Raw genomic sequence first — 20,635 nt, 5'->3', positions numbered from 1 at the left:
CCGCTAAGCGGGGGCCATGACCGTGCACAGCAGGATCGAGGCCGAAGCCACCTCCGTCGATACGCGACCGCGTTCCGCGGTCAGCCATGGCGTGGGCGTGGCGGGGCTTGCCGGGCTGTTCGCATGGATTGCGATCGCGCGGCAGTTCGGCATGGACGGACCCCATTCTGCGCTGATGGCGGTACTGTGGTGCGGGCTGCCGATGGTTGGCTGGTCATTGTTCGTCGACCGCGTCCACCGCAATCCTTCGACCGGGATCGACTGGTCGATGCCACCGCGCCCGCTCGGCGAGGCGCTCGATGTCAGCATCAGCAAGATTGCGGGGCTGTGGGCGACCTGGGGTATCATCGCGGTGATCTATTGCATCGGGCGCTGGTATTGGGAGGGCAGCTACCAGTTCTCCATGTCGGTGCTCGCGACCGCGGCACCCTGGCTGGTCGGGCTCTCGATACCCTATGTACTGTGGCTCGACCGGCGACTGATCGATCCGCGCGATGGCGCCTGGGTCTTCGGCCAATGGCTCGCGGGGCAGGGAATCGCGGATCGCGAAAAGCTCCATGACCATTTACGCGCCTGGGCGGTGAAGGGCTTCTTCCTTGCCTTCATGCTCTCGATCGTGCCCGGCGGCTTCGGCGATTTCGTACACGCGCCGGTTGCGGAAATCCTGTCGGGGCCGGTGCCGCTCATCAACTGGCTGATCACGGGCATGTTCGTCGTCGACGTGATGTTCGCGACCGTCGGCTACGCGCTTACGTTTAAGCCGTTGGACGCGCATATCCGATCGGCAAATCCTTACGCCGCCGGCTGGACCGCGGCGCTGATCTGCTATCCACCCTTCATCCTGATGAACCCCGGCGGGCCGCTCGACCATCACAAGGCGGCGGGCGACTGGGCGATGTGGTTTGCCAATTATCCGGTGTTCCTGGTGGGGACAGGGATCGCGCTCGTCATGCTGACCGCGATCTATGCCTGGGCGACGGTGGCGTTCGGGCTGCGCTTTTCCAACCTCACGCATCGCGGTATCCTGACGCACGGGCCCTATGTCTGGACCAAGCATCCTGCCTATCTGTCGAAGAACCTGTTCTGGTGGCTGTCCCTGCTGCCCTTCTTCGCGACCTCGGGCAGCCTTGTCGACGCCGCGCGCAACACCGCGATCCTTGCGGTGGTGAGCGGTGTCTATTACTGGCGCGCCCAGACCGAGGAAGCGCATCTGGGGCAGGATCCCGCCTATCGCGACTATGCCGAGTGGATGGAGCGCAACGGCCCCATCCCGCGGCTGATCCGCTGGCTCACCGGACGCAAGCCGGGGCCCTGACGCCTCAGAAGCTCATATCGGCATAGATGCGGCTCAGGTCGCCGCCCCATTCGCCGTGATATTTGTCGAGCAGGCGCTGCGCGGGGACCTTGCGCGACGCGACGACCTCGCGCAGCGGATCGAGGAAGCCGCTTTCGTTGTCGCCCGATGAGTTGAACCGCGCACGCGCGTTGAGGCCCGCGCCCGCGATCTCGAGCACTTGCGGCGCGATGTCGTGGAGTGTGCGGCCGCCCGCAACAGGCGCGTCGAGCGCGAGTTTGGGCACCGAGTCGCGGAGAAGCTGGCGTTCGTCCATCGACCAGTCCTTGACCAGATCCCATGCCGCATCGAGCGCGGTCTGGTCATAGAGCAGCCCCACCCAGAAGGCGGGCAGCGCGCAGATCTTGTTCCAGCGCCCGCCATCGGCGCCCCGCATCTCGAGGAAGCTCTTCATGCGCACTTCCGGGAAGGCGGTGGAGAGATGGTCGGACCAGTCGGATTCGGTCGGCAGTTCGCCCGGTAGCGCGGGCAGCTTGCCCTGCAGGAAATCGCGGAAGCTCTGGCCCGCCGCGTCGATATATTTGCCGTCCCGGTAGACGAAGTACATCGGCACATCGAGCGCATAATCGGCATAGCGCTCATAGCCGAACCCGTCCTCGAACACGAAGGGCAGCATGCCCGTGCGCGCGGGATCGGTGTCGGACCAGATATGGCTGCGATAGCTCAGAAAGCCGTTCGGCTTGCCCTCAGTGAAGGGCGAATTGGCGAAGAGCGCGGTCGCCAGCGGCTGGAGCGCGAGCCCGACGCGGAACTTCTTCACCATGTCGGCTTCGCTCGCATAGTCCAGATTGACCTGGATCGTGCAGGTGCGGAGCATCATGTCGAGTCCGAGCGTGCCCACGCGCGGCATATGGCGCAGCATGATATCGTAGCGCCCCTTGGGCATGATCGGCAGCTCTTCGCGCGTCTTGTCGGGCCACATGCCAAGGCCAAGGAAGCCCTTGCCCGTCTTGTCGCCGATCGCCTTCACCTGTTCGAGGTGGCGGCCCGTTTCGGCGCAGGTCTGGTGGAGGTTCTCGAGCGGGGCCCCGGAAAGCTCCAGCTGTCCCGCAGGCTCAAGGCTTACCGTGCCGTCATTGCCCGACAGTGCGATGACATTGCCGTTCTCCTCGACCGGCGACCACCCGAATTGCGTCAAACAGCCGAGCAGATCACGGATGCCGCCGGGCTCTTCATAGGAGGGGGCATGATGGTCGCGCGTGCAATAGACGAATTTTTCGTGCTCGGTGCCGATCCGCCAGTCTTCCTTAGGCTTTTCACCCTTGGCAAAGGCCGCGACGAGCTGATCCCGGGTCTCAATGACCGGATCGTTGCCATTTGAAACCGTCTTAGTGCTCATTGCCCGCCCTTAGCCCTGCCGCCCCCCATTGGCCAGCGCGGATGTGCAGATGGTTTGCGACGGTCGACTTGTGAAGGGGGGAGCGTTTTTTATGAGGCGCTTACGCGACCTGCCAGTCACCCGCGGCCGCCATCCAGACGCTCGTTGCTGCCGCGGCTGCTGTCTCCGCGCGCAGGATGCGCGGGCCGAGCGTGATTCCCACCGCCTGGGGCAGCGCGCGGATCGCCATGCGCTCCTCGTCGTCGAAGCCGCCTTCGGGGCCGACAAGGATGGCCGCCGGGCCGGGGTGCGCGCGCATCGCTTCGAAGGCGGTGACGCCGCCTTCCTCATCGGCGAAGAACAGCGTCCGGTCTTCCGGCCAGTCCCTGAGCAGCGCGGCGAGCTTCACCGGCTCGGCCATTTCGGGAAGCGCGGTGCGGCCGCACTGTTCCGCCGCTTCGATCATGTGTGCGCGCAGCCGCTCGGTGTTGACGCGGTCGATCACGGTGCGGCGCGTGAGGACGGGCACCAGCCGACCGACGCCCAGCTCGCACGCCTTTTCCGCCACCCAGTCGACGCGCCCCTTCTTGATCGGTGCGGCGCAGAGCCAGAGGTCGGGCACAGCCTCGCGTGCGCGCAGCCGCGCGGTCACGCTCAGTATCAGGTCGCGCTTGCCGATCGCGGTCGCCTCGGCCAGCCATTCCCCCGTGCGGTCGTCGAACAGCTTGACCGCACCCCCTTGCTTCAGCCGCATCACCGAGATCAGGTAATGCGCCTGTCCGCCATCGACGCGGATCTCCTGCCCGTCGGCAAGTTCGTTGTCGACGAACAGCCGCGGCGCGCTTTCGGGTGGCCATGCGGGGGTTGCGGGCATAAGAAAGCTCGGAAAGTCGTCAATGGATTGCGCCGCCTAGCATGAACAGCGTGCCCCAAGAACCCGAGATCGTCCCCGACACCCAGTATCGCGGGCTGATACGCGTCCTGCCCGACAAGATCCGCGGCTTGGCGCTGCTCGCGCGCCTCGACCGGCCGATTGGCTGGTGGCTGCTCTTCTGGCCCTGCGCCTGGGGGCTGGCGCTCGCGGGCGGGCTGGCGGATCAATGGCCACTGGTCTTCTGGTTCCTGCTCGGCAGTATCGCGATGCGCGGCGCGGGCTGCGTCTACAACGACATCGTCGACCGCGATCTCGACCGGCAGGTGGCGCGCACGCGCAGCCGGCCGCTGGCGAGCGGGTTGATTTCTCTGAAGGCGGCGTGGGTTTGGCTGCTCGTGCTGTGCCTCATCGGCCTGCTCGCGCTGCTCCAGCTCCAGCCCTTCGCGCAGATCGTCGCCCTGGGCAGCCTCGTGCTGGTCGCCGCCTATCCCTTCATGAAGCGGATCACATGGTGGCCGCAGGCCTGGCTCGGACTCGTCTTCACATGGGGGGCGCTTGTCGGCTGGGCCGCGATCCGCGGCGACCTCGCGGGTCCCGTGCTGCTGCTCTATGCCGGCTCGATATTCTGGGTGATCGGCTATGACACGCTCTACGCGCTGCAGGACCGGGAAGACGACGCGCTGATCGGCGTGCGCTCCTCGGCACTGCGCATGGGCGGCCATGTCCGCGGCGGCGTGCTTCTCTGCTACACGCTCGCCGTGCTGCTCTGGGCCGCGGCGATCTGGACGCTCCGGCCCGATCCGCTCGCGCTCGTCGCACTGTTTCCCGCGACGCTGCATTTGTTCTGGCAGGTGGTGACGCTCAACCCCGATGATGGGCTCGACGGGCTGATCAAGTTCCGGTCGAACCGTTTTGCGGGCTTCCTCGTCTTCCTCGCCTGCGCCGCGGTGGGATCGGCTGCTTGAACGTTCGCGCGGCTCGGCCTAAGCGCGGCTGATGCTCAGCGTAACCCAAGCCGAAAATCAGATCGCCGATCTCGTGGCGCGCGCGCGAAAGGGCGGTGCCGATGCCGCGGACGCGATTTATATCGGCGGCGCCTCGACGCAGGTGCAGATGCGGCTCGGCGCGCTCGAGGATGTCGAGCGGTCGGAGGGCGAGGAGGTCGGCCTGCGCGTGTTCGTTGGGCAGCGCTCCGCAAGCGCTTCGACCTCGGATCTGTCGTCGCAGGCCTTTGATGCGCTGGTCGACCGCGTTGTCGCGATGGCGCGCGAGGCGCCTGAGGATCCTTATGCCGCGCTCGCGCCCGAAGAGCGGCTGATGCGCGGCGATCTGCCCGCGATCGACATAGATGACGGTGCTGAAACCGATCCCGCCGCGCTCAAGGCACGTGCGCTCGAATGCGAGGACGCGGCGCGCAGCGTCGCCGGCGTCACCAACAGCGAGGGTGCGGGCGCAAGTGCAAGCCGGACCGTCATCGCGCTCGGCACGAGCACGGGATTTTCGCGTGGCTATGCCGGCACCGGGCATGGCGTTTCGGCCAGCGTGCTTGCGGGCAACGGCGGCGCGATGCAGCGCGACTATGCCTATCATTCGGCGCGGTACCTGAGCGACCTCGAGGATGCCGCCGCGATCGGCCGTCAGGCGGGCGAGCGCGCGATCGCCAAGCTCGATCCCATCCGTCCCGCGAGCGGCCCGATGCCCGTGGTCTTCGATCCGCGTGTGGGAAGCAGCCTGCTCGGCCATCTGATAGGCGCAATCACTGGCGCAGCGATCGCGCGCAAGACCAGCTTCCTGCTCGACAGCCTGGGCGGAGAGGTTTTCGGCTCCGGCATCACGGTCCTCGACGATCCCCACCGCGTCCGCGGCCTGCGCTCGCGCCCCTTCGATGGCGAGGGGCTGGCGACGCACAAGACGACGATCATCGACAAGGGCCTACTCACCGGCTGGTTGATGGCGACGGCGGCTGCCCGTCAGCTTGGGCTCGAACCGACGGGCCATGCCTCGCGCGGGATCGGCGGCGCGCCGGGAGCGGGGAGCAGCAACCTCCACATGCTGCCCGGCACCGACACGCCGAGCGCGCTGATGGCCGATATCAGACAGGGAATCTATGTCACCGAGCTGATCGGCATGGGCGTGAATGGCGTGACGGGCGACTACAGTCGGGGTGCCGCGGGCTTCCTGATCGAGAATGGCGCGCTCACGCGCCCCGTCGCTGAACTCACCATAGCGGGCAATCTGAAGGACATGTACCGCGCGCTCATTCCCGCCAATGACCTCGAATTCCGCTATGCGAGCAACGTTCCCACGCTGCGCGTCGATGGCATGACGGTCGCGGGTGGCTGAGGCGCTGATCGACCGGGTCGCCGCCGCGGCGGCCGAGGCGGCGGCGATGGCGCATGGCCGCTGGCGCGGCGAGTTCACGCAATGGGAAAAGGCGCCGGGCAACCCCGTGTGCGAGATCGATCTTGCCGCCAACGACATCCTCCGCGCGCGGCTCTCCGAAATCGATCCCGAGGCGGGCTGGTTATCCGAGGAAACCGCCGACCATCCCGACCGCCTGCTTGTTCCGCGCGTCTGGGTGGTCGATCCGATCGACGGCACGCGCGACTATATTCGCGGCCGGCCGGGCTGGGCGGTGTCAGTCGCGCTGGTCGAGGGCGGGCGACCCATTCTCGGCGTACTCGACGCGCCGGCACGCGGCGAGCATTGGCGCGCGGTCGCGGGGCAGGGCGCCTGGCGCAACGGGGAGAAGCTCGTGGGCAGCAGCCGTAGGATCTTCCCCGGCGCGCGCGTGCCCACCGACGCTCTGCCCAAGGTCGATCGCGACCTGACAGCGGTCGAAAAGCCCAACTCGATCGCGCTGCGGATCGCGATGGTCGCCGCCGACGAGGCCGATCTGGTCGCGACGATTCGCTGGGGCAATGAATGGGATATCGCAGCCGCGGTGCTGATCGCACGCGAGGCGGGCGTGGCCGTGACCGACGCCTTCGGCTCTGCGCTGCGCTTCAACAGCACCAAGGGTGAGGCCTTCGGCGTCATCGCGTCCGCGCCCGGCATTCATGCCGCAGCCGTGGAAAGGCTGCGCGAACGCGCGGAAGCCGCGATTGGCCGCTGATCCGCGGCATGGTTGAACTCGCCACCGAAACCTTCCTGTTCCTCGTCGTGGTCGCTGCCGTGGCGGGATTCATCGATGCGATCGCGGGCGGCGGCGGGCTGCTGACGCTCCCCGCGCTGCTGGGCGCGGGCGTGCCGCCCGTGCTCGCGCTCGGCACCAACAAGGTGCAGTCGAGCTTCGGTTCGGCTACCGCCTGCTACACCTTCTGGCGTTCGGGCCATATCGACCTGCGGCGCATGGCGCTGCCCGTTGCCGGCTCGTTCGTCGGCGCGATGGGGGGCGGGCTTGTCGTGCAGCATATCGATCCGTCATTCCTGGCGGGGCTCGTTCCCGGGCTGCTGATCCTGATCGCGCTCTACTTCCTGCTCTCGCCGGCGATGAGCGAGGTCGACCTGCGCCACCGCATCGAGATTCCGGCCTATAGCGCGGTCGCAGCCGCGATCGGCTTCTATGACGGGCTGTTCGGACCGGGCACGGGCTCCTTCTTCGCGATTAGCCTGATCTCGCTGCTCGGCTTCGGGCTGATCCGCGCGACGGCCAATACCAAGCTGCTCAACTTCGCGAGCAATATCGGCGCGGTGATCGTGATGACGGCGGGCGGGCATATCTACTGGACCCTCGGCTTTGCGATGGCGGGGGCCAGCATCATCGGCGGGCGTCTCGGCTCGATGACCGCAATGCGCTTTGGCGGCAAGCTGATCCGTCCATTGCTCGTCGTCATGTCGGTGGGCATGACGATCCGGCTGCTCGCCCATCCGAAAAACCCGGTCGCACAGATGCTCTGGGCGGGCTAGCGCAGGCGCTTGCAGGACGGCGGTGCACGCCGCATCCTCGGCTTGGCGAAGAAGGAAGGGCCGGGCAGTCGATGACCAAGGGGCACAACGGGTTGCTGGCGGTGATCGAGGCGGGGGGCACCAAGTTCCTGTGTGCTGTGGCGCGGCCCGACGGTGCGGTGATCGAACGGGTGCGGATCCCTACCACCACGCCCGCCGAAACGCTGGGCGCGGCGAGCGACTTTTTCGGGCGTGCAGTCGCGGCGCACGGGCCGATCGGCGCGATGGCGATCGGCAGTTTCGGGCCGCTTTCGCTCGATCGCGCCGCACCCGATTTCGGCACGATCACGGCCACCCCAAAGCCGGGCTGGTCGGGAGTCGATCTGGTTGGCCATTTTGAACGCACAAACAGCGTGCCCGTGACCCTCGACACCGACGTCAATGCGGCGGCGGTGGGCGAGATGCTGTTCGGCAGCGCGCAAGGGCTCGATTGCTTCTGTTATGTCACGGTGGGCACCGGGATCGGGGTCGGCGTGGTGATCGGCGGTGTGCCGCATGGCGGCGCCAATCATCCCGAGGCGGGGCACATGCGCATTCCTCGCGCGCCTGACGACACGGCTTTTGCAGGTATCTGTCCCTATCATGGCGATTGTCTGGAGGGGCTGGCGAGCGGCCCCGCGATCGCGGCGCGCTGGCAGGTCGATGCCGCCAGTCTGCCCCACGATCATCCCGCCTGGGCGGTGGAGGCCGATTATCTCGCCACGCTATGTGTCAATCTAACCTATGCGCTTCAGCCGCAGCGCATCATTCTCGGCGGCGGGGTGATGGAGGCGGGGCATATGCACGCTCTCGTCCGCGATGCGCTGGCCGCAAAGCTCGGCGGTTATGGGCTGAATACGTGGACGCGCGCGCTCGACAGCTATGTGGCCGCGCCGGGTGCGGGCGCGTCGGCCGGGCTGACCGGCGCGCTCGCGATTGCCTGGCGCTCGCTGTGCGGACGCTGGCCCGGCGCGGGCGACTGGCCTTGTTTCGCCTAACAGCTTGATATCTGAACAACTATCTTCGTGGCAGAAAAACGCCGGATTTGCTATGTCGGGGGTCTCTCGAAGGAGGAAATCATGGCGTTGCGAATCGCTGAACGCGCCCCCGACTTCACCGCCGAAACCACGCAGGGAACGATCAATTTCCATGAGTGGCTGGGCGATTCGTGGGGCATGCTGTTTTCCCATCCCAAGGACTTCACCCCCGTCTGCACCACAGAGCTGGGCTACCTCGCGAAATGCCAGGATCAGTTCGCCGCGCGCAACTGCAAGGTGATCGGCCTGTCGGTCGATCCCCTCGGCGATCATGAGCGCTGGCTGAGCGACATCAAGGACGTGACGGGCGGTGATGTCACCTATCCGATCATCGCGGATCACGATCTCGCGGTCGCCAAGCTCTACGACATGCTCCCGGCCGATGCCGGCGACAGCGCCGAAGGGCGTACGCCGCTCAACAACCAGACGGTGCGGACGGTCTATCTGATCGGCCCCGACAAGCTGATAAAGGCGATGCTCGTCTATCCGATGAGCACCGGACGCAATTTCGATGAGGTGCTGCGCCTGATCGACTCGTGCCAGCTCACCGCCGAATACAAGGTGGCGACACCCGTGAACTGGAAGCAGGGTGAGGACGTGATCATCGTGCCTGCGGTTTCGAACGAGGACGCCGAGGCGCTCTTCCCCGAAGGCTGGACGACGGTGAAGCCGTATATGCGTGTGGTCCGTCAGCCCGAAAAAGCGGACGAATGATCTTCGAGCGGATCAGTACAGGCGGTTGCCAGTCCTATCTTCTCGGCTGCGCCAATAGCTGTTCGGCGATACTGATCGATCCCGCGCTTCCGCAGCTGGACCGCTATCTGGGATTGCTTGCGCGCGAGGGACTGCGCCTGCGCTATGTGGTCGACACGCACACCCATGCCGATCATTTTTCGGCCGCGCGCGAGTTGAAGGAGCGCTTGGGCGTGCCCGCGGTGATGCACCGCAACAGCGTCGCGTCCCATGCCGATCTGCGGCTCGACGACGGCGACATGCTGATCTTCGGCGATCTCCGGCTTCAGGCGATCCACACGCCGGGCCACACCAACGACTCGATGTGCCTGCATGTCGGGGACAGGCTGTTCACGGGCGACACGCTGCTGATCGGCGGCACCGGACGCACCGATCTGCCGACGGGGGACGCCGATGCGCTCTATGACAGCCTGTTCAACATCATTCTGAAGCTCGAGCCGGCGACCGAGGTGTTTCCCGCGCATGACTATAAGGGGCAGGTCTCGAGTACCATCGCGCGCGAGATCGCGGAGAATGCGCGGCTCCAGCAGCGCGATCGCCGGGCCTTTGTCGAGATGATGGAGCATCTGAACCTCAGCGCCCCCGATCACATGACCGAGGCGCTTCGCACCAATATGTGCGGCGGCAAGACCGTCGAGCAGATGCTTGCCGAGGCGGCGAGCAAGGTGCCCTTCATGTCGCTGACGGAGCTGGCGGTGCGGCTGGAAGCGGGTGATGACGACCTGATCGTGCTCGATGTCCGCGAGCGCGGCGCCTATGACGCAGGACATATTCATGGCGCGCACAATCTGCCGCGCGGCCAGCTCGAGCTGCGCGTCAACCAGGAACTGCCCGATCCGACCGTCCGGATCCTGACCGTGTGCGAATTCGGCAAGGTTTCGACGCTCGCCGCGGCGACGTTGCGCGAGCTTGGCTTCAGGCGCGCGACCGCGCTTGACGGGGGCATGAAATCGTGGCGCGAAATGGGCTATCCGGTCGCGCAGGACGGCGCGTGAAGCCATATCTCGCGGCCATCGAAGGACGCGCTTTCCCTTGATGTTTTCGTCATATATAGTCGAATCATAAGACGAGTTGGTTGCTTCCCGCGTGCCGGGGCGAACCAGTAACGGTCCACCTCGGTATCCCGGGCGCCACGGCAACAGCGGGAGAGAGGATGGCTGTCGCAATAGTAATCGCGCTGCTCGTGCTTGGCTCGATCGCCTTTCACCTGTTCAGTCCGTGGTGGCTTACCCCGCGTGCGTCCAACTGGGGCTCTATCGACGATGCGTTGATGGTCACGCTGTGGATCTGCGCGGTGGCTTTCGTCGCGCTCAACCTGTTCATCGCGTGGTGCATCGTGCGCTATCGCAACCGCCCCGGCCACAGGGCGCATTTCGATCCCGAGAATGCAAGGCTCGAAAAGCGGCTGACCTTCTGGACCGGGATCGGCATCGCCGGGATGCTCGCGCCCGGGCTGATCGCCTGGCATCAATATGTGACCGTGCCCAAGGACGCGGCGGTGGTCGAGGCGACGGGGCAGCAATGGCAATGGGCCTTCCGTTTTCCCGGCGCCGACGGCGTGCTGGGCGGCGCCAATGTCAGCCATATCACCCCCGACAATACGTTCGGCATCAATCCGCGCGATCCCTATGGCCGCGATGACGTGCTGGTCGAGACCAACGAACTGCACCTGCCCGTCGACAAGCCCGTCAAGGTCGTGCTGCGTTCCAAGGACGTGCTCCACGATTTCTACGTGCCGCACTTCCGCGCGAAGATGGATCTGGTGCCGGGTATCGTCACCTATTTCTGGATGACGCCCACGCGGACCGGAACCTACGAGATCCTCTGCGCCGAGCTGTGCGGCACGGGGCATCACATGATGCGCGGGACCGTGATCGTCGCCAATGAGCGCGATTTCGGAAGCTGGCTGAGCGAACAGCCGACCTTCGGCCAGCTTATGGCCGAGGCGGGAGCCGACGGGGCGCAGCTGGCGCAGGTTGCGGCACCCGGCGCGAGCGCAAGGGGGGCACGCTGATGGCAACGACACTCGCCGACGATCTCACGCCGCTTCATCACCCCAAGACATGGATCGGCAAATATGTCTGGAGCCTCGACCACAAGGTCATCGCGATCCAGTATTCGCTCACCGCGATCGCGATCGGGCTGGTGGCGCTGGTGCTCTCCGCGCTGATGCGGCTGCAACTGGGCTTTCCTGATACCTTCGATTTCATCCAGCCGACGCAATATCTCCAGTATGTCACCATGCACGGGATGATCATGGTGGTCTATCTGCTGACCGCGTTGCTGCTGGGCGGTTTCGGCAACTATCTGATCCCGCTGATGGTGGGCGCGCGGGACATGGTGTTCCCCTTCGTCAACATGCTCAGCTACTGGGTCTATCTGCTCGCGGTGATCGTGCTGGTGGCGAGCTTCTTCGTGCCGGGCGGCCCCACGGGCGCGGGTTGGACGCTCTACCCGCCGCAAACCATTCTCGAAGGCACGCCCGGCCACCAGTACGGCATCATCCTGATGCTGGTGTCGCTCGCGCTCTTCATCGTCGGCTTCACGATGGGCGGGCTCAACTATGTGACGACCGTGCTCCAGGCGCGCACCAAGGGGATGACGCTGATGCGGATGCCCTGTTCGGTCTGGGGCATCTTCGTCGCGAGCATCATGGCGCTGCTGGCCTTTCCCGCGCTGTTCGTCGCCGCGATCATGATGCTTCTCGATCGCATCGCGGGGACCAGCTTCTTCATGCCCGCGATCATCTCGATGGGGAAGGAGCTGGGCTATGAAGGCGGCAGTCCGATCCTGTTCCAGCACCTGTTCTGGTTCTTCGGCCATCCCGAGGTCTATATCGTCGCGCTGCCGGCATTCGGGATCGTCTCCGACCTGATCAGCGTCCATTCGCGCAAGAACATCTTCGGATACCGGATGATGGTCTGGGCGATCGTGATCATCGGTGCGCTCAGCTTCTTCGTCTGGGCGCACCATATGTACGTCAGTGGCATGAACCCCTATTTCGGCTATTTCTTCGCGACCTCGACCTTGATCATCGCGATCCCGACCGCGATCAAGGTGTATAACTGGATCCTGACGCTCTATCGTGGCGACATCCATCTGCGCGTGCCGATGCTGTTCGCGATCGGATTCCTGTTCAGTTTCATCCATGGCGGGCTGACCGGGCTGTTCCTCGGCAATGTCAGCGTCGACGTGCCGCTTTCCGACACCTTCTTCGTCGTGGGCCATTTCCATATGGTGATGGGGGTTTCACCGATCCTCGTGATCTTCGGCGCGATCTATCACTGGTATCCCAAGATCACCGGGCGGATGTGGAACGAGAGACTGGGCAAGATCCATTTCTGGATCACATTCCTGGGCGTCTATGCGGTCTATCTGCCGATGCACTATCTCGGCTTCCTCGGCGTTCCGCGGCGCTATTATGCGCTGGGCGAGACCGCGTTCATCCCCGACTCCGTGCACCTCGCCAATCAGGCGATCACCATCGCCGCGCTGGTCGTGTTCGTGGCGCAGATGATCTTCTTCTGGAATATGTTCTGGAGCCTGTTCCGCGGGCCCAAGGCCGACCCCAATCCCTGGGGGGCGACCTCGCTCGAATGGCAGACGCCCGAAACGCCGCCGAGCCACGGCAATTGGGGGCCGAGGCTCCCCGTCGTCTATCGCTGGGCCTATGACTATAGCGTGCCCGGCGCGCCAAGGGATTTCATCCCGCAGAACGAGCCCCCCGCGGGCGAGTCACACCGCTCGTGAGCATGTTCGGCGCCCTCACCGACAAGCCCTGGTTGTCGCCGGGGATCGGGGCGCGCACGGACGTGAAGGAGGATGCCGAGCGCCGCGCGGCCGATGCCGGAGTATTTCTCGGCGTGTTCCTGGGCGTGGTCGCTGCGCTCTTCGCGCTCATCGCGTCGGCCTATCTGATGCGCATGGGCGCGCATGGTCCGATCGGGCATGGCGCGGCCGACTGGGCACGGATCGCCGAGCCGCCGCTGCTCTGGGTCAATACAGCGGCGCTCATGCTGAGCAGCCTCGCGCTGCACGCCGCAACCGTGGCGGCGCGCAAGGGTGACGCGCGCACCCTTACGACATGGTTCATCGCGGGCGGGGTGCTCGCGGTCGCGTTCCTTGCAGGCCAGATCACGGTGTGGCGCCAGCTCGACACCGCGGGCCATTTCCTTGCGCTCCATTCGGTGCTCTGCACCGCGGTCGACGATCCGTTTGCGCCGCCGCCGGGACCGCTGATCACGGGCAATCCGGCGGTTGCGTTTTTCTACCTGATCACCGCGTTGCACGGGCTCCATATTCTTGGCGGCCTCGTCGCCTGGGGACGGACCAGCGTGCGCGTGCTGCGCGGCGCGAGCGCCGCGGTTGTCGCGCCCTCGGTCAGGCTCTGCGCGCGCTACTGGCATTTCCTGCTGCTTGTCTGGTTCGTGATGTTCGGATTGCTGCTGATGACCTGAGGGAAGCGATGCATGGCGCAAGATATGGTGACCAAGGCCGATCCCGCCGACCCCGTGCTCGAGGGGCTGCGCGACCTCGCGTCCGACTGGTCGGCCGATCAGGAGGTGTTCAAGTCGGTCCATTGGGGGAAGGCCATGATGTGGATCTTCCTGCTTTCGGACACCTTCATCTTCTCGTGCTTCCTCACCTCCTATATGACGATGCGCGGTTCGGTCACCGAGCCCTGGCCCAATGCGAGCGAGGTCTTCGCACTCACCATCGCGGGCCAGCATATCCCGCTGATCCTGATCGCGATCATGACCTTCGTGCTGATCTCGTCGAGTGGCACAATGGCGATGGCGGTCAATTTCGGCTATCGGCGGAACCGCAAGGTGACAGCGGCGCTGATGTTCGCGACCGCGCTGCTCGGCGCGACCTTTGTCAGCATGCAGGCGTTCGAATGGACCAAGCTGATCCACGAAGGCGTCCGCCCCTGGGGCAATCCGATGGGCGCGGCGCAGTTCGGCGCGTCGTTCTTCATGATCACGGGCTTTCACGGGCTCCATGTCTCGGCGGGCGTTATCATGCTGCTGATCGTCGCGTCGAAGGTGCTGCGCGGCCATTATGACCGCAGCGGCGACTATTCGGCGGTCGAGATCGCGGGGCTCTACTGGCACTTCGTCGACCTCGTCTGGGTCTTCATCTTCGCATTCTTCTATCTGTGGTGAGGGGGCAGGCATGAACCACGCGACCACCCACGAGATGCCTGCCGACGCCGCGCTCCCCGCGGCGGGGGGGCACGCGACGGGGCAACAGCACCCGATCGGCGTCTATCTCAAGGTCTGGGGCTATCTCTTCGTGCTGAGCGCGATGTCGTACATGGTCGACTATTTCGAGGTGCACGGCATCATGCGCTGGGTGCTGATCGTCACCTTCATGCTGCTCAAGGCGGGGCTGATCGTCGCGATCTTCATGCACATGGCGTGGGAAAGGCTGGCGCTGGTCTATGCGATCCTCGTGCCGCCGGTGTGTCTCGCCACGCTGGTCGGGCTGATGTTGATCGAGTCCGACTACACGCTGTGGACGCGTATCCTGTTTCTCGATTGGGGTGGGTGAGCCATGGACGGATGGGAATGGACCAAGATCAGCGCCGCGGTGAGCATGGCGTTGATCGTGGCATTCGGAGGCGGGTGGATGGCCGACCGGCTGATCGGCGTCAGCTATCCCGACGAGCCCGCCTACAAACCTGCGGACCTCGACCAGCCCGTCGACCTCGCCGCGCTCCAGCGAAGCTGGCCTGAGGGCCTCAACGCGCCCGGCGATCACAACCGGCTTGCGGGCTACCTGCGTGCGGTCGATCGTGGGGCGATCCCCCCGCCTGCCGCGGGTGCGGCGGCAGCGGTGCCGGCGGCACCGCCGCCCGATCTCGGCACGTTGCTCGCCAGCGCCGACCCCGCGCGGGGCAAGAGCGTCGCGGGGGTATGCGCGTCGTGCCATACCTTCGATCAGGGGGGCGCCGACCGCACCGGCCCCAATCTGTGGGGCGTGGTCGGGCGCGATGTGGCGGCGCGCGGCGGCTTTGCCTATTCGCCCGCGATCGGCACACATCCGGGCAACTGGACCTATGAGGAGCTGGACCGGTATCTGGCGAGCCCCGCGCGCGCGATCCCCGGCAACAAGATGGCCTTTGGCGGGGTCCGCCGCCCGCAGGATCGCGCCAACCTGCTCGCCTATCTGGGCAGCCTGGGCTCGGCGGGCGTGCCTAAACCCGCACCCAAGGCGACGCCTTAGACTATTGGAATAGAGCCTGATTCACGCTTTCGGCTGAAGCGCGTAGCGCTTCAACCTCAAACGATCAGGCTCAAGGGCGGTCAACCGGCCAGCGACAGGAGCAGTCCCGCCAGCGCGGAGATGCCGAGAACGCGCAACACGCCAAGCTTTGTGCGGAACAGCAGCGCCGCTGCGAGCAAGGCGAGCAGAGCCGCCTTCCAGTCGAGCGTTGTCCAGTCGGGCACATAAAGACGCACCGCGCCGCCGCGCACTTCCTCGACGCGCGCGAAGAGCACGTGAAGCGCGAACCAGGCGGTGAGGTTGGCGATCACCCCCACCACCGCGGCGGTCAGCGCGGCGAGCCCACCCTGCAGCTTGCGCGCATGCTCGAGCCGCTCGATCCATGGCGCGAAGGCGAAGATCCAGAGGAAGCACGGGGCAAAGGTGACCCAGGTGGTGAGCCCCGCACCGAGCAATCCCGCGACCAACGGCGAAAAGGGTTCGGGCGCCCGGAAGGCGCCGAGAAAGCCGACGAACTGGGTGACGAGGATCAGCGGCCCGGGCGTCGTCTCCGCCAGCCCGAGCCCGTCGGCCATCTCGCCGGCGCTCAGCCAGTGATAGGATTGCACCGCCTCCTGCGCCATATAAGCGAGCACCGCATAGGCGCCTCCGAACGTCACCACCGCGAGCTGCGAGAAAAAGGTGCCGATGCGGAACAGCGTATGATCGGGGCCGAGCCACAGCCAGATCAGCGCCATTGGCGCAGCCCATACGAGCCCCCAGCCGAGTATCGCCCGAAGCGACCGGAGCAACATCGCACCGCGCTGTGCGGATGGCGGCGGCCCATTGGCCGGCTTCAGCTTGAGCAATTCGGGCCGCGTTGCGGCAGCGATCATGCCGATCGCGCCCGCGCCCAGCACGACGATCGGAAAGGGCAGGTCGAACAGGAACAGCGCGATGAAGGAGAGTGCCGCCAACCCCAGCTTGAAGCGCGTGTTGAGCGCGCGGCTGCCGATGCGGATCAGCGCTTGGACGACGATCGCGAGCACCGCCGCCTTGACGCCGAGGAATAGCGCGTCGAACCAATCGAACCCCGCGGCAAAGACGTAGAGCAGCGACAGGCCGAGCATCACTGCCGCGCCCGGTATCACGAAGAGCAGCCCCGCGGCGAGGCCGCCCTTCAGCCCGTGCAGCCGCCATCCGATATAGGTCGCGAGCTGTTGCGCCTCGGGCCCGGGCAGCAGATGGCAGAAGTTGAGCGCGCGCAGATAGGCATCCTCCTCGATCCAGTCGCGCTCCTCAACCACCTCGCGGTGCATGAGTGCGATCTGGCCCGCCGGGCCGCCAAAGCTGATCAGGCCTATCCGGCCGAAAACCCGAACGAGATCCGAAAAATGTGGAGTTGTCACGTACACGTTCCCCTGCTTCCGGCCGCAGCCGGAGGATGCCGCAACGCTTGGGCGGGGAACGCCTGACCGGGAGGTTGCCTTGCCCCGGTGCAACGATGATAGCGACAAACCCTCGAAGCGCAATGCCTCAGCAGATTGTTACAATACCGTAACGCAACGGCGTAGCGGTGATCGCCTTGCCGTAGTTTCATCACATCCGGACGCCGCTCCATTGTCAACTAAAATGATTGAATATACATCACGTCAAGGCAGCCACGATTGGTCACGCGTCGCGGCTGCCACCCCATTGGCAAGGAGGCGACGATGTCGGAAGCCCATTTCGCAGGCCGGGGAACGACCCCGCTGGTGCTCACCATTCCCGGACTGGGCGGATCGGGTGCGGCGCACTGGCAGTCGATCTGGGAGCAAACGCGCGGCGATTGCGAACGCGTCGATCTCGGCATGTGGACCGCGCCGCGCCGCAATGTCTGGGTTACCAAACTGGATCATGCGATCAAGAACGCACCTGCGCCCGTGATCCTGTGCGCGCACAGTCTCGGTTGCCTGGCAGTCGCATGGTGGGCGGCGCTGGAAGGGCAGCCCTATGGCTGGCCGGTGGCTGGCGCGCTGCTGGTCGCGCCCCCCGATTGCGATCGCGGTGATGTCGCACGCCCGCTCGGCGGCTTCGGTCCCGTGCCAAAGGTGAGCCTGCCTTTCCCCTCGATCGTGGTCGCGAGCCGCGACGATGACTATGCGACGATCGATCGCACGCACAGCATGGCGAAATTCTGGGGCAGCCATTTCGTCGATGTCGGCGAGCTCGGCCATATCAACGCTGACTCGGGGATAGGTCACTGGCTTTTCGGTCAGCGTCTGCTCGATCGCCTGACCGCCGCCGCCAATATCCGCGCCCGGCGATCGCCCGAGGATCGTTCGGCACAGGGGCCATGGTCGCTCTATCCGCCGGCCGACGGGCCCGGCGCCGAAATGGGCGATCCGCGGCGCTGATCTTTCAGGAAAAGATGGGCCCGGCGCCATGAGGAGCCGGGCCCAAATTCAGGCTTCGCACCCGGCAACAGGCCGGACGGTCCACCCTCGGGTCGCGGATGTGGCATTAGTGGCGTCGGCGCTACGAGTCTGTAACCCGAACGGAGTAGGATGACATTTGCGGCTAGGTTTTGCGAAAAAAAGATATTTAACTGCAAAGGGTTGCAAAAGGGCGCGTCAGGGGGGCGTTGAGCGACGATGTTCGGAAGGGAGGAAGCGGCAGCGTTGCGCGCCGCCGCACTCGAGGCGGCGGTCGACGATAGGCGCTGGCCCGCGCTCATCGAGCCATTGTTCAGTGATTTCCAGGCAGTAGGTGCGGTGCTGGGCGTGGTCGATCGTCGTTCCGGCGAGATGGTCCATGCCGGAATGATCGGCTTCGACGTCGATGTCGGCAGCGTGTGGGACGAATATGTCGCGGGGATGGGCGCCGGCGATACGCAGGTGCGAGTCGTGATGTCGAGTGCGGGGTCGCGCAATTTTGCCGATGGCGACCATGTCGACATGGATCATCCCGGTGATGCGGAATATATCAGCTGGCAGGAGGCGCGGCTGGGCAGCCGTCATCACCTGTCCTTTGCCGAAGACATATCGCCCGACATCGCGGTCGGCATTTCGCTGCACCGGACGCGTGCCGCCGGCCATGTCGGGGCGAAGGACCGCGCGCGCATCGCCGCGCTTCAGCGCATCCTGGCGCCGGCGCTGCGGCTCGGCATGGCGCATGGCGACGCGCTGACCGAATCCTACTGGGCGGGGGCGCTGTCGCGGCCGGGTGAGATGGTGGCAATGCTCGACGAGCATGGCCGCGTGATCCGGCTCACCGAAGCCTTTGAGGAGCAACTTCGGATTGGCGATCCGATCGTCGCGATGGGCAACAGGCTGCGCGCGGTTGCCGCCGATCGCGACTATATGCTCGCCCAGTTCGTCGCCGACGCGGTTTCGCAGCGCATTCGCCAGCCGGGCGCGCTGTCGCTGACGTCGCGGGGCGGTGCGCGCATGGTGCTCAACATCTTTCCGCTGTCGTTCGAGCAGCGCTTCCTTGCGGGCTATCACGCGGCCGCCCTCGTCGTGCTCGTCGACGCCGACCAGAAGCGTACGGACCATGCGTTGCTCCAGCGCGCCTTTGGTCTGACGCCCCGCGAGGCGCTGATCTCCGCGCGGCTGGCGAACGGGCACGATCTGGCGGAGATCGCCGCGGACCTCGCGATCAGTCGCGAAACCGCACGTGTCCACCTGCGCAACATCTTCGCCAAGACGGGCGCCAACCGCCAGTCGGCGCTGGTCCGGCTGGTTTCGCTGATCGGCCGCTGATCAGCCCGGAGCTGCGACCGATTCCCAGCCGCCGCCCAGCGCCTTGTAGAGCGTAACGAGCGCCTGAAGCTCCACGATGCGCGCGTCGATCGCCTGGCGCTCGGCCGCGCTATAGGCCGATTGCGCATCGAGCAACACGATCAGATCGTCCTCGCCCGCCTTGAAACGCTGGCGCGCGAGTGTGAGTGCTTGGGCGGTCTGCGCGCGTGCGGCCTCGCGATCGGTCCGCGTTGCCTGCGCCGCGGCGTAGCGGTTGAGCGCGGTCTCGCTGTCGCTGAGCGCGGTCAGCACCGCGCGTTCATAGCGCGCTGCAGCCGCATCGGCGCGCGCGTCGGCCGCGCGGATGTTGGCGCGGATCGTCCCGCCCGCGAAGATCGGCCAGTGCAGGCTCGGCCCGATCGAGAAGCGCGTGCTGGCCCCCGAGAAGAGATCATCGCCGCTGCGTGCCTGCTGTCCGATCGAACCGATCAGCGAGAAGCGCGGGAAGAGTTCTGCGGTGGCCACGCCGACATCCGCGGTTGCCGCCGCCAGCTCGCGCTCGGCCTGGACGATATCGGGGCGGCGGCGGAGCAGATCGGATCTGAGACCCGCCGCAACCGTCGCGGGACTGTCCGGGAGCGGCGCGGGGCTAAGCAGACTGGCCGATACCGCCTCGGGGGGCTGGCCCGTCAGCAGCGCCAGTCGCCATGCCGCAGCCTTGGCATCGGCATCGATCCCGGCGATCGCGGCACGCGTCGATCTGGCCTGTGCGTCGGCACGCAGCCAGTCGAAGCGTGCGGCTTCCCCCCCGCGATAGCGTTCGTTGACCAGCCCCGCGATTCCCTCCTGCGCCTCGGAATCGCTGGAGGCGCTGGCGTGACGTGCCTGCGCGCCGCGCAGATCGGCATAGCTGCGGACGACCTCGGCGATGACGCGCATCAACGTTTCGCGGCGCGCCGCATCGGCGGCCTCAGTGCGCGCGCCGGCAGCCTCGATCGCGCGCGCATTGCTGCCCCAAAGGTCGATCTCCCACGCGGCGTCGAAACCGGCATCGAACAGCGAGAAGCTGCGATCGAAACCGGGGATGTTGCCCACGGGTATCTGGCCGTTCTCGCTGAGCTGGTTCTGCGTCGCTGAGCCACTGGCGTCGAGTTGCGGCAAGCGCCTTCCAGCCGCGGCATCGCGATTGGCGCGTGCCTCGCGCAGCCGCGCCTCGGCTTCCTTCAGATCAAGATTGCGCGCGACCGCCTGGTCGACGAGCCCAGTCAGGACCGGGTCGTCGAGCTGCTTCCACCAGCTTGTGTCGACGGGCGTAGTGTCCGCTGCCGTGTACCACTGTCCCGCGCCCGCAGCATCGGCGGGGCGGGCATAGTCGGGCCCGACGGCACAGGCGGCAAGCGCCAATAGGGGTAGGGCGGCGAGGGCAAGGCGGGGGCACATCGG

At 65.9% G+C, this 20,635-nt stretch carries 20 protein-coding genes; 16 read left to right on the top strand and 4 right to left on the bottom strand.

Features of this window, described 5'->3' with window-relative positions; translation table 11 throughout:
• Positions 1-16 precede the first annotated feature (16 nt).
• Complete coding sequence (locus AC3WJD_RS04240; protein WP_492744825.1) at positions 17-1,315, top strand: methyltransferase family protein; 1,299 nt, start codon at positions 17-19, stop codon at positions 1,313-1,315.
• 4 nt (positions 1,316-1,319) lie between these two features.
• On the opposite strand, the gene AC3WJD_RS04235 is transcribed toward AC3WJD_RS04240, so the two are convergent.
• A complete protein-coding gene (locus AC3WJD_RS04235; protein ID WP_492744823.1) occupies positions 1,320-2,693 on the bottom strand; it encodes a glutamate--cysteine ligase in 1,374 nt (457 codons plus the stop codon).
• Positions 2,694-2,793: 100 nt separating this feature from the next.
• Complete coding sequence (locus AC3WJD_RS04230; protein WP_492744821.1) at positions 2,794-3,546, bottom strand: 16S rRNA (uracil(1498)-N(3))-methyltransferase; 753 nt, start codon at positions 3,544-3,546, stop codon at positions 2,794-2,796.
• Positions 3,547-3,587: 41 nt separating this feature from the next.
• On the opposite strand from AC3WJD_RS04230, the gene ubiA reads away from it, so the two are divergent.
• The 13 genes from ubiA (at position 3,588) to AC3WJD_RS04165 (ending at position 15,491) form a co-directional block, all read left to right on the top strand.
• Positions 3,588-4,511 (top strand): 4-hydroxybenzoate octaprenyltransferase, encoded by a 924-nt coding sequence (ubiA, locus tag AC3WJD_RS04225; protein ID WP_492744819.1) that lies wholly within the window; start codon positions 3,588-3,590, stop codon positions 4,509-4,511.
• A 31-nt stretch (positions 4,512-4,542) separates the two neighbouring features.
• On the top strand, positions 4,543-5,889 hold the full coding sequence (locus AC3WJD_RS04220; RefSeq protein ID WP_492744817.1) for a TldD/PmbA family protein: 1,347 nt from the start codon (positions 4,543-4,545) through the stop codon (positions 5,887-5,889).
• Positions 5,882-6,661 carry a 3'(2'),5'-bisphosphate nucleotidase CysQ gene (locus AC3WJD_RS04215; protein WP_492744815.1) on the top strand — a complete coding sequence of 260 codons (780 nt, stop codon included), beginning with the start codon at positions 5,882-5,884 and terminating at the stop codon, positions 6,659-6,661. Before AC3WJD_RS04220 ends, AC3WJD_RS04215 begins: the two co-directional genes overlap by 8 nt.
• An 8-nt stretch (positions 6,662-6,669) precedes the next feature.
• On the top strand, positions 6,670-7,455 hold the full coding sequence (locus AC3WJD_RS04210) for a TSUP family transporter (RefSeq protein WP_492744814.1): 786 nt from the start codon (positions 6,670-6,672) through the stop codon (positions 7,453-7,455).
• A gap of 71 nt (positions 7,456-7,526) precedes the next feature.
• Complete coding sequence (locus AC3WJD_RS04205) at positions 7,527-8,471, top strand: ROK family protein (RefSeq protein ID WP_492744812.1); 945 nt, start codon at positions 7,527-7,529, stop codon at positions 8,469-8,471.
• An 81-nt stretch (positions 8,472-8,552) separates the two neighbouring features.
• Positions 8,553-9,224, top strand: a complete 672-nt coding sequence (locus AC3WJD_RS04200; RefSeq protein WP_492744810.1) for a peroxiredoxin — start codon at positions 8,553-8,555, stop codon at positions 9,222-9,224.
• On the top strand, positions 9,221-10,258 hold the full coding sequence (locus AC3WJD_RS04195) for an MBL fold metallo-hydrolase (protein ID WP_492744807.1): 1,038 nt from the start codon (positions 9,221-9,223) through the stop codon (positions 10,256-10,258). The genes AC3WJD_RS04200 and AC3WJD_RS04195 overlap by 4 nt, the downstream gene beginning before the upstream one ends.
• A gap of 158 nt (positions 10,259-10,416) precedes the next feature.
• Complete coding sequence (locus AC3WJD_RS04190) at positions 10,417-11,277, top strand: cytochrome c oxidase subunit II (protein WP_492744805.1); 861 nt, start codon at positions 10,417-10,419, stop codon at positions 11,275-11,277.
• Complete coding sequence (locus AC3WJD_RS04185; protein ID WP_492744803.1) at positions 11,277-13,013, top strand: cytochrome c oxidase subunit I; 1,737 nt, start codon at positions 11,277-11,279, stop codon at positions 13,011-13,013. Before AC3WJD_RS04190 ends, AC3WJD_RS04185 begins: the two co-directional genes overlap by 1 nt.
• 2 nt (positions 13,014-13,015) lie before the next feature.
• The gene (locus tag AC3WJD_RS04180) at positions 13,016-13,720 is read left to right on the top strand and encodes a cytochrome c oxidase subunit 3 (RefSeq protein ID WP_492744848.1); all 705 of its coding nucleotides are present in this window, start codon (positions 13,016-13,018) and stop codon (positions 13,718-13,720) included.
• A 12-nt stretch (positions 13,721-13,732) separates the two neighbouring features.
• The gene (locus AC3WJD_RS04175; RefSeq protein WP_492744801.1) at positions 13,733-14,428 is read left to right on the top strand and encodes a heme-copper oxidase subunit III family protein; all 696 of its coding nucleotides are present in this window, start codon (positions 13,733-13,735) and stop codon (positions 14,426-14,428) included.
• A 10-nt stretch (positions 14,429-14,438) separates the two neighbouring features.
• The gene (locus AC3WJD_RS04170; RefSeq protein WP_492744800.1) at positions 14,439-14,816 is read left to right on the top strand and encodes a cytochrome C oxidase subunit IV family protein; all 378 of its coding nucleotides are present in this window, start codon (positions 14,439-14,441) and stop codon (positions 14,814-14,816) included.
• A gap of 3 nt (positions 14,817-14,819) precedes the next feature.
• Positions 14,820-15,491, top strand: a complete 672-nt coding sequence (locus AC3WJD_RS04165; protein ID WP_492744798.1) for a c-type cytochrome — start codon at positions 14,820-14,822, stop codon at positions 15,489-15,491.
• A gap of 80 nt (positions 15,492-15,571) precedes the next feature.
• Here AC3WJD_RS04165 and chrA read toward each other — a convergent pair whose 3' ends face one another.
• Positions 15,572-16,879: a chromate efflux transporter gene (gene chrA / locus AC3WJD_RS04160; RefSeq protein ID WP_492744796.1), complete on the bottom strand. Its 1,308-nt coding sequence runs from the start codon at positions 16,877-16,879 to the stop codon at positions 15,572-15,574.
• A gap of 303 nt (positions 16,880-17,182) precedes the next feature.
• Between chrA and AC3WJD_RS04155 the strand changes: the two genes are divergently transcribed.
• Both AC3WJD_RS04155 and AC3WJD_RS04150 read left to right on the top strand, forming a co-directional pair.
• Entirely contained in the window at positions 17,183-17,866 is a 684-nt protein-coding gene (locus AC3WJD_RS04155) for an RBBP9/YdeN family alpha/beta hydrolase (protein ID WP_492744795.1), read from the top strand.
• 237 nt (positions 17,867-18,103) lie between these two features.
• Positions 18,104-19,213, top strand: a complete 1,110-nt coding sequence (locus AC3WJD_RS04150; protein WP_492744794.1) for a helix-turn-helix transcriptional regulator — start codon at positions 18,104-18,106, stop codon at positions 19,211-19,213.
• On the opposite strand, the gene AC3WJD_RS04145 is transcribed toward AC3WJD_RS04150, so the two are convergent.
• Positions 19,214-20,632 (bottom strand): efflux transporter outer membrane subunit, encoded by a 1,419-nt coding sequence (locus AC3WJD_RS04145; protein WP_492744793.1) that lies wholly within the window; start codon positions 20,630-20,632, stop codon positions 19,214-19,216.
• Positions 20,633-20,635: the final 3 nt, after the last annotated feature.

It is taken from the genome of Sphingobium sp. FW306-1B-F04DB (assembly GCF_058781925.1).
Note: the sequence above shows the minus strand (reverse complement) of the source record. Positions and strands in the feature narration are given on the sequence as shown.

What these genes read in the sequence shown, in the direction of transcription:
- AC3WJD_RS04240 (WP_492744825.1), top strand. Translation starts at nt 17, where the DNA reads ATGACCGTGCACAGCAGGATCGAGGCCGAAGCCACCTCCGTCGATACG.
- AC3WJD_RS04235 (WP_492744823.1), bottom strand. Translation starts at nt 2,693, where the DNA reads ATGAGCACTAAGACGGTTTCAAATGGCAACGATCCGGTCATTGAGACC.
- AC3WJD_RS04230 (WP_492744821.1), bottom strand. Translation starts at nt 3,546, where the DNA reads ATGCCCGCAACCCCCGCATGGCCACCCGAAAGCGCGCCGCGGCTGTTC.
- ubiA (WP_492744819.1), top strand. Translation starts at nt 3,588, where the DNA reads ATGAACAGCGTGCCCCAAGAACCCGAGATCGTCCCCGACACCCAGTAT.
- AC3WJD_RS04220 (WP_492744817.1), top strand. Translation starts at nt 4,543, where the DNA reads ATGCTCAGCGTAACCCAAGCCGAAAATCAGATCGCCGATCTCGTGGCG.
- AC3WJD_RS04210 (WP_492744814.1), top strand. Translation starts at nt 6,670, where the DNA reads ATGGTTGAACTCGCCACCGAAACCTTCCTGTTCCTCGTCGTGGTCGCT.
- AC3WJD_RS04205 (WP_492744812.1), top strand. Translation starts at nt 7,527, where the DNA reads ATGACCAAGGGGCACAACGGGTTGCTGGCGGTGATCGAGGCGGGGGGC.
- AC3WJD_RS04200 (WP_492744810.1), top strand. Translation starts at nt 8,553, where the DNA reads ATGGCGTTGCGAATCGCTGAACGCGCCCCCGACTTCACCGCCGAAACC.
- AC3WJD_RS04195 (WP_492744807.1), top strand. Translation starts at nt 9,221, where the DNA reads ATGATCTTCGAGCGGATCAGTACAGGCGGTTGCCAGTCCTATCTTCTC.
- AC3WJD_RS04190 (WP_492744805.1), top strand. Translation starts at nt 10,417, where the DNA reads ATGGCTGTCGCAATAGTAATCGCGCTGCTCGTGCTTGGCTCGATCGCC.
- AC3WJD_RS04185 (WP_492744803.1), top strand. Translation starts at nt 11,277, where the DNA reads ATGGCAACGACACTCGCCGACGATCTCACGCCGCTTCATCACCCCAAG.
- AC3WJD_RS04180 (WP_492744848.1), top strand. Translation starts at nt 13,016, where the DNA reads ATGTTCGGCGCCCTCACCGACAAGCCCTGGTTGTCGCCGGGGATCGGG.
- AC3WJD_RS04175 (WP_492744801.1), top strand. Translation starts at nt 13,733, where the DNA reads ATGGCGCAAGATATGGTGACCAAGGCCGATCCCGCCGACCCCGTGCTC.
- AC3WJD_RS04170 (WP_492744800.1), top strand. Translation starts at nt 14,439, where the DNA reads ATGAACCACGCGACCACCCACGAGATGCCTGCCGACGCCGCGCTCCCC.
- AC3WJD_RS04165 (WP_492744798.1), top strand. Translation starts at nt 14,820, where the DNA reads ATGGACGGATGGGAATGGACCAAGATCAGCGCCGCGGTGAGCATGGCG.
- AC3WJD_RS04155 (WP_492744795.1), top strand. Translation starts at nt 17,183, where the DNA reads ATGTCGGAAGCCCATTTCGCAGGCCGGGGAACGACCCCGCTGGTGCTC.
- AC3WJD_RS04150 (WP_492744794.1), top strand. Translation starts at nt 18,104, where the DNA reads ATGTTCGGAAGGGAGGAAGCGGCAGCGTTGCGCGCCGCCGCACTCGAG.
- AC3WJD_RS04145 (WP_492744793.1), bottom strand. Translation starts at nt 20,632, where the DNA reads ATGTGCCCCCGCCTTGCCCTCGCCGCCCTACCCCTATTGGCGCTTGCC.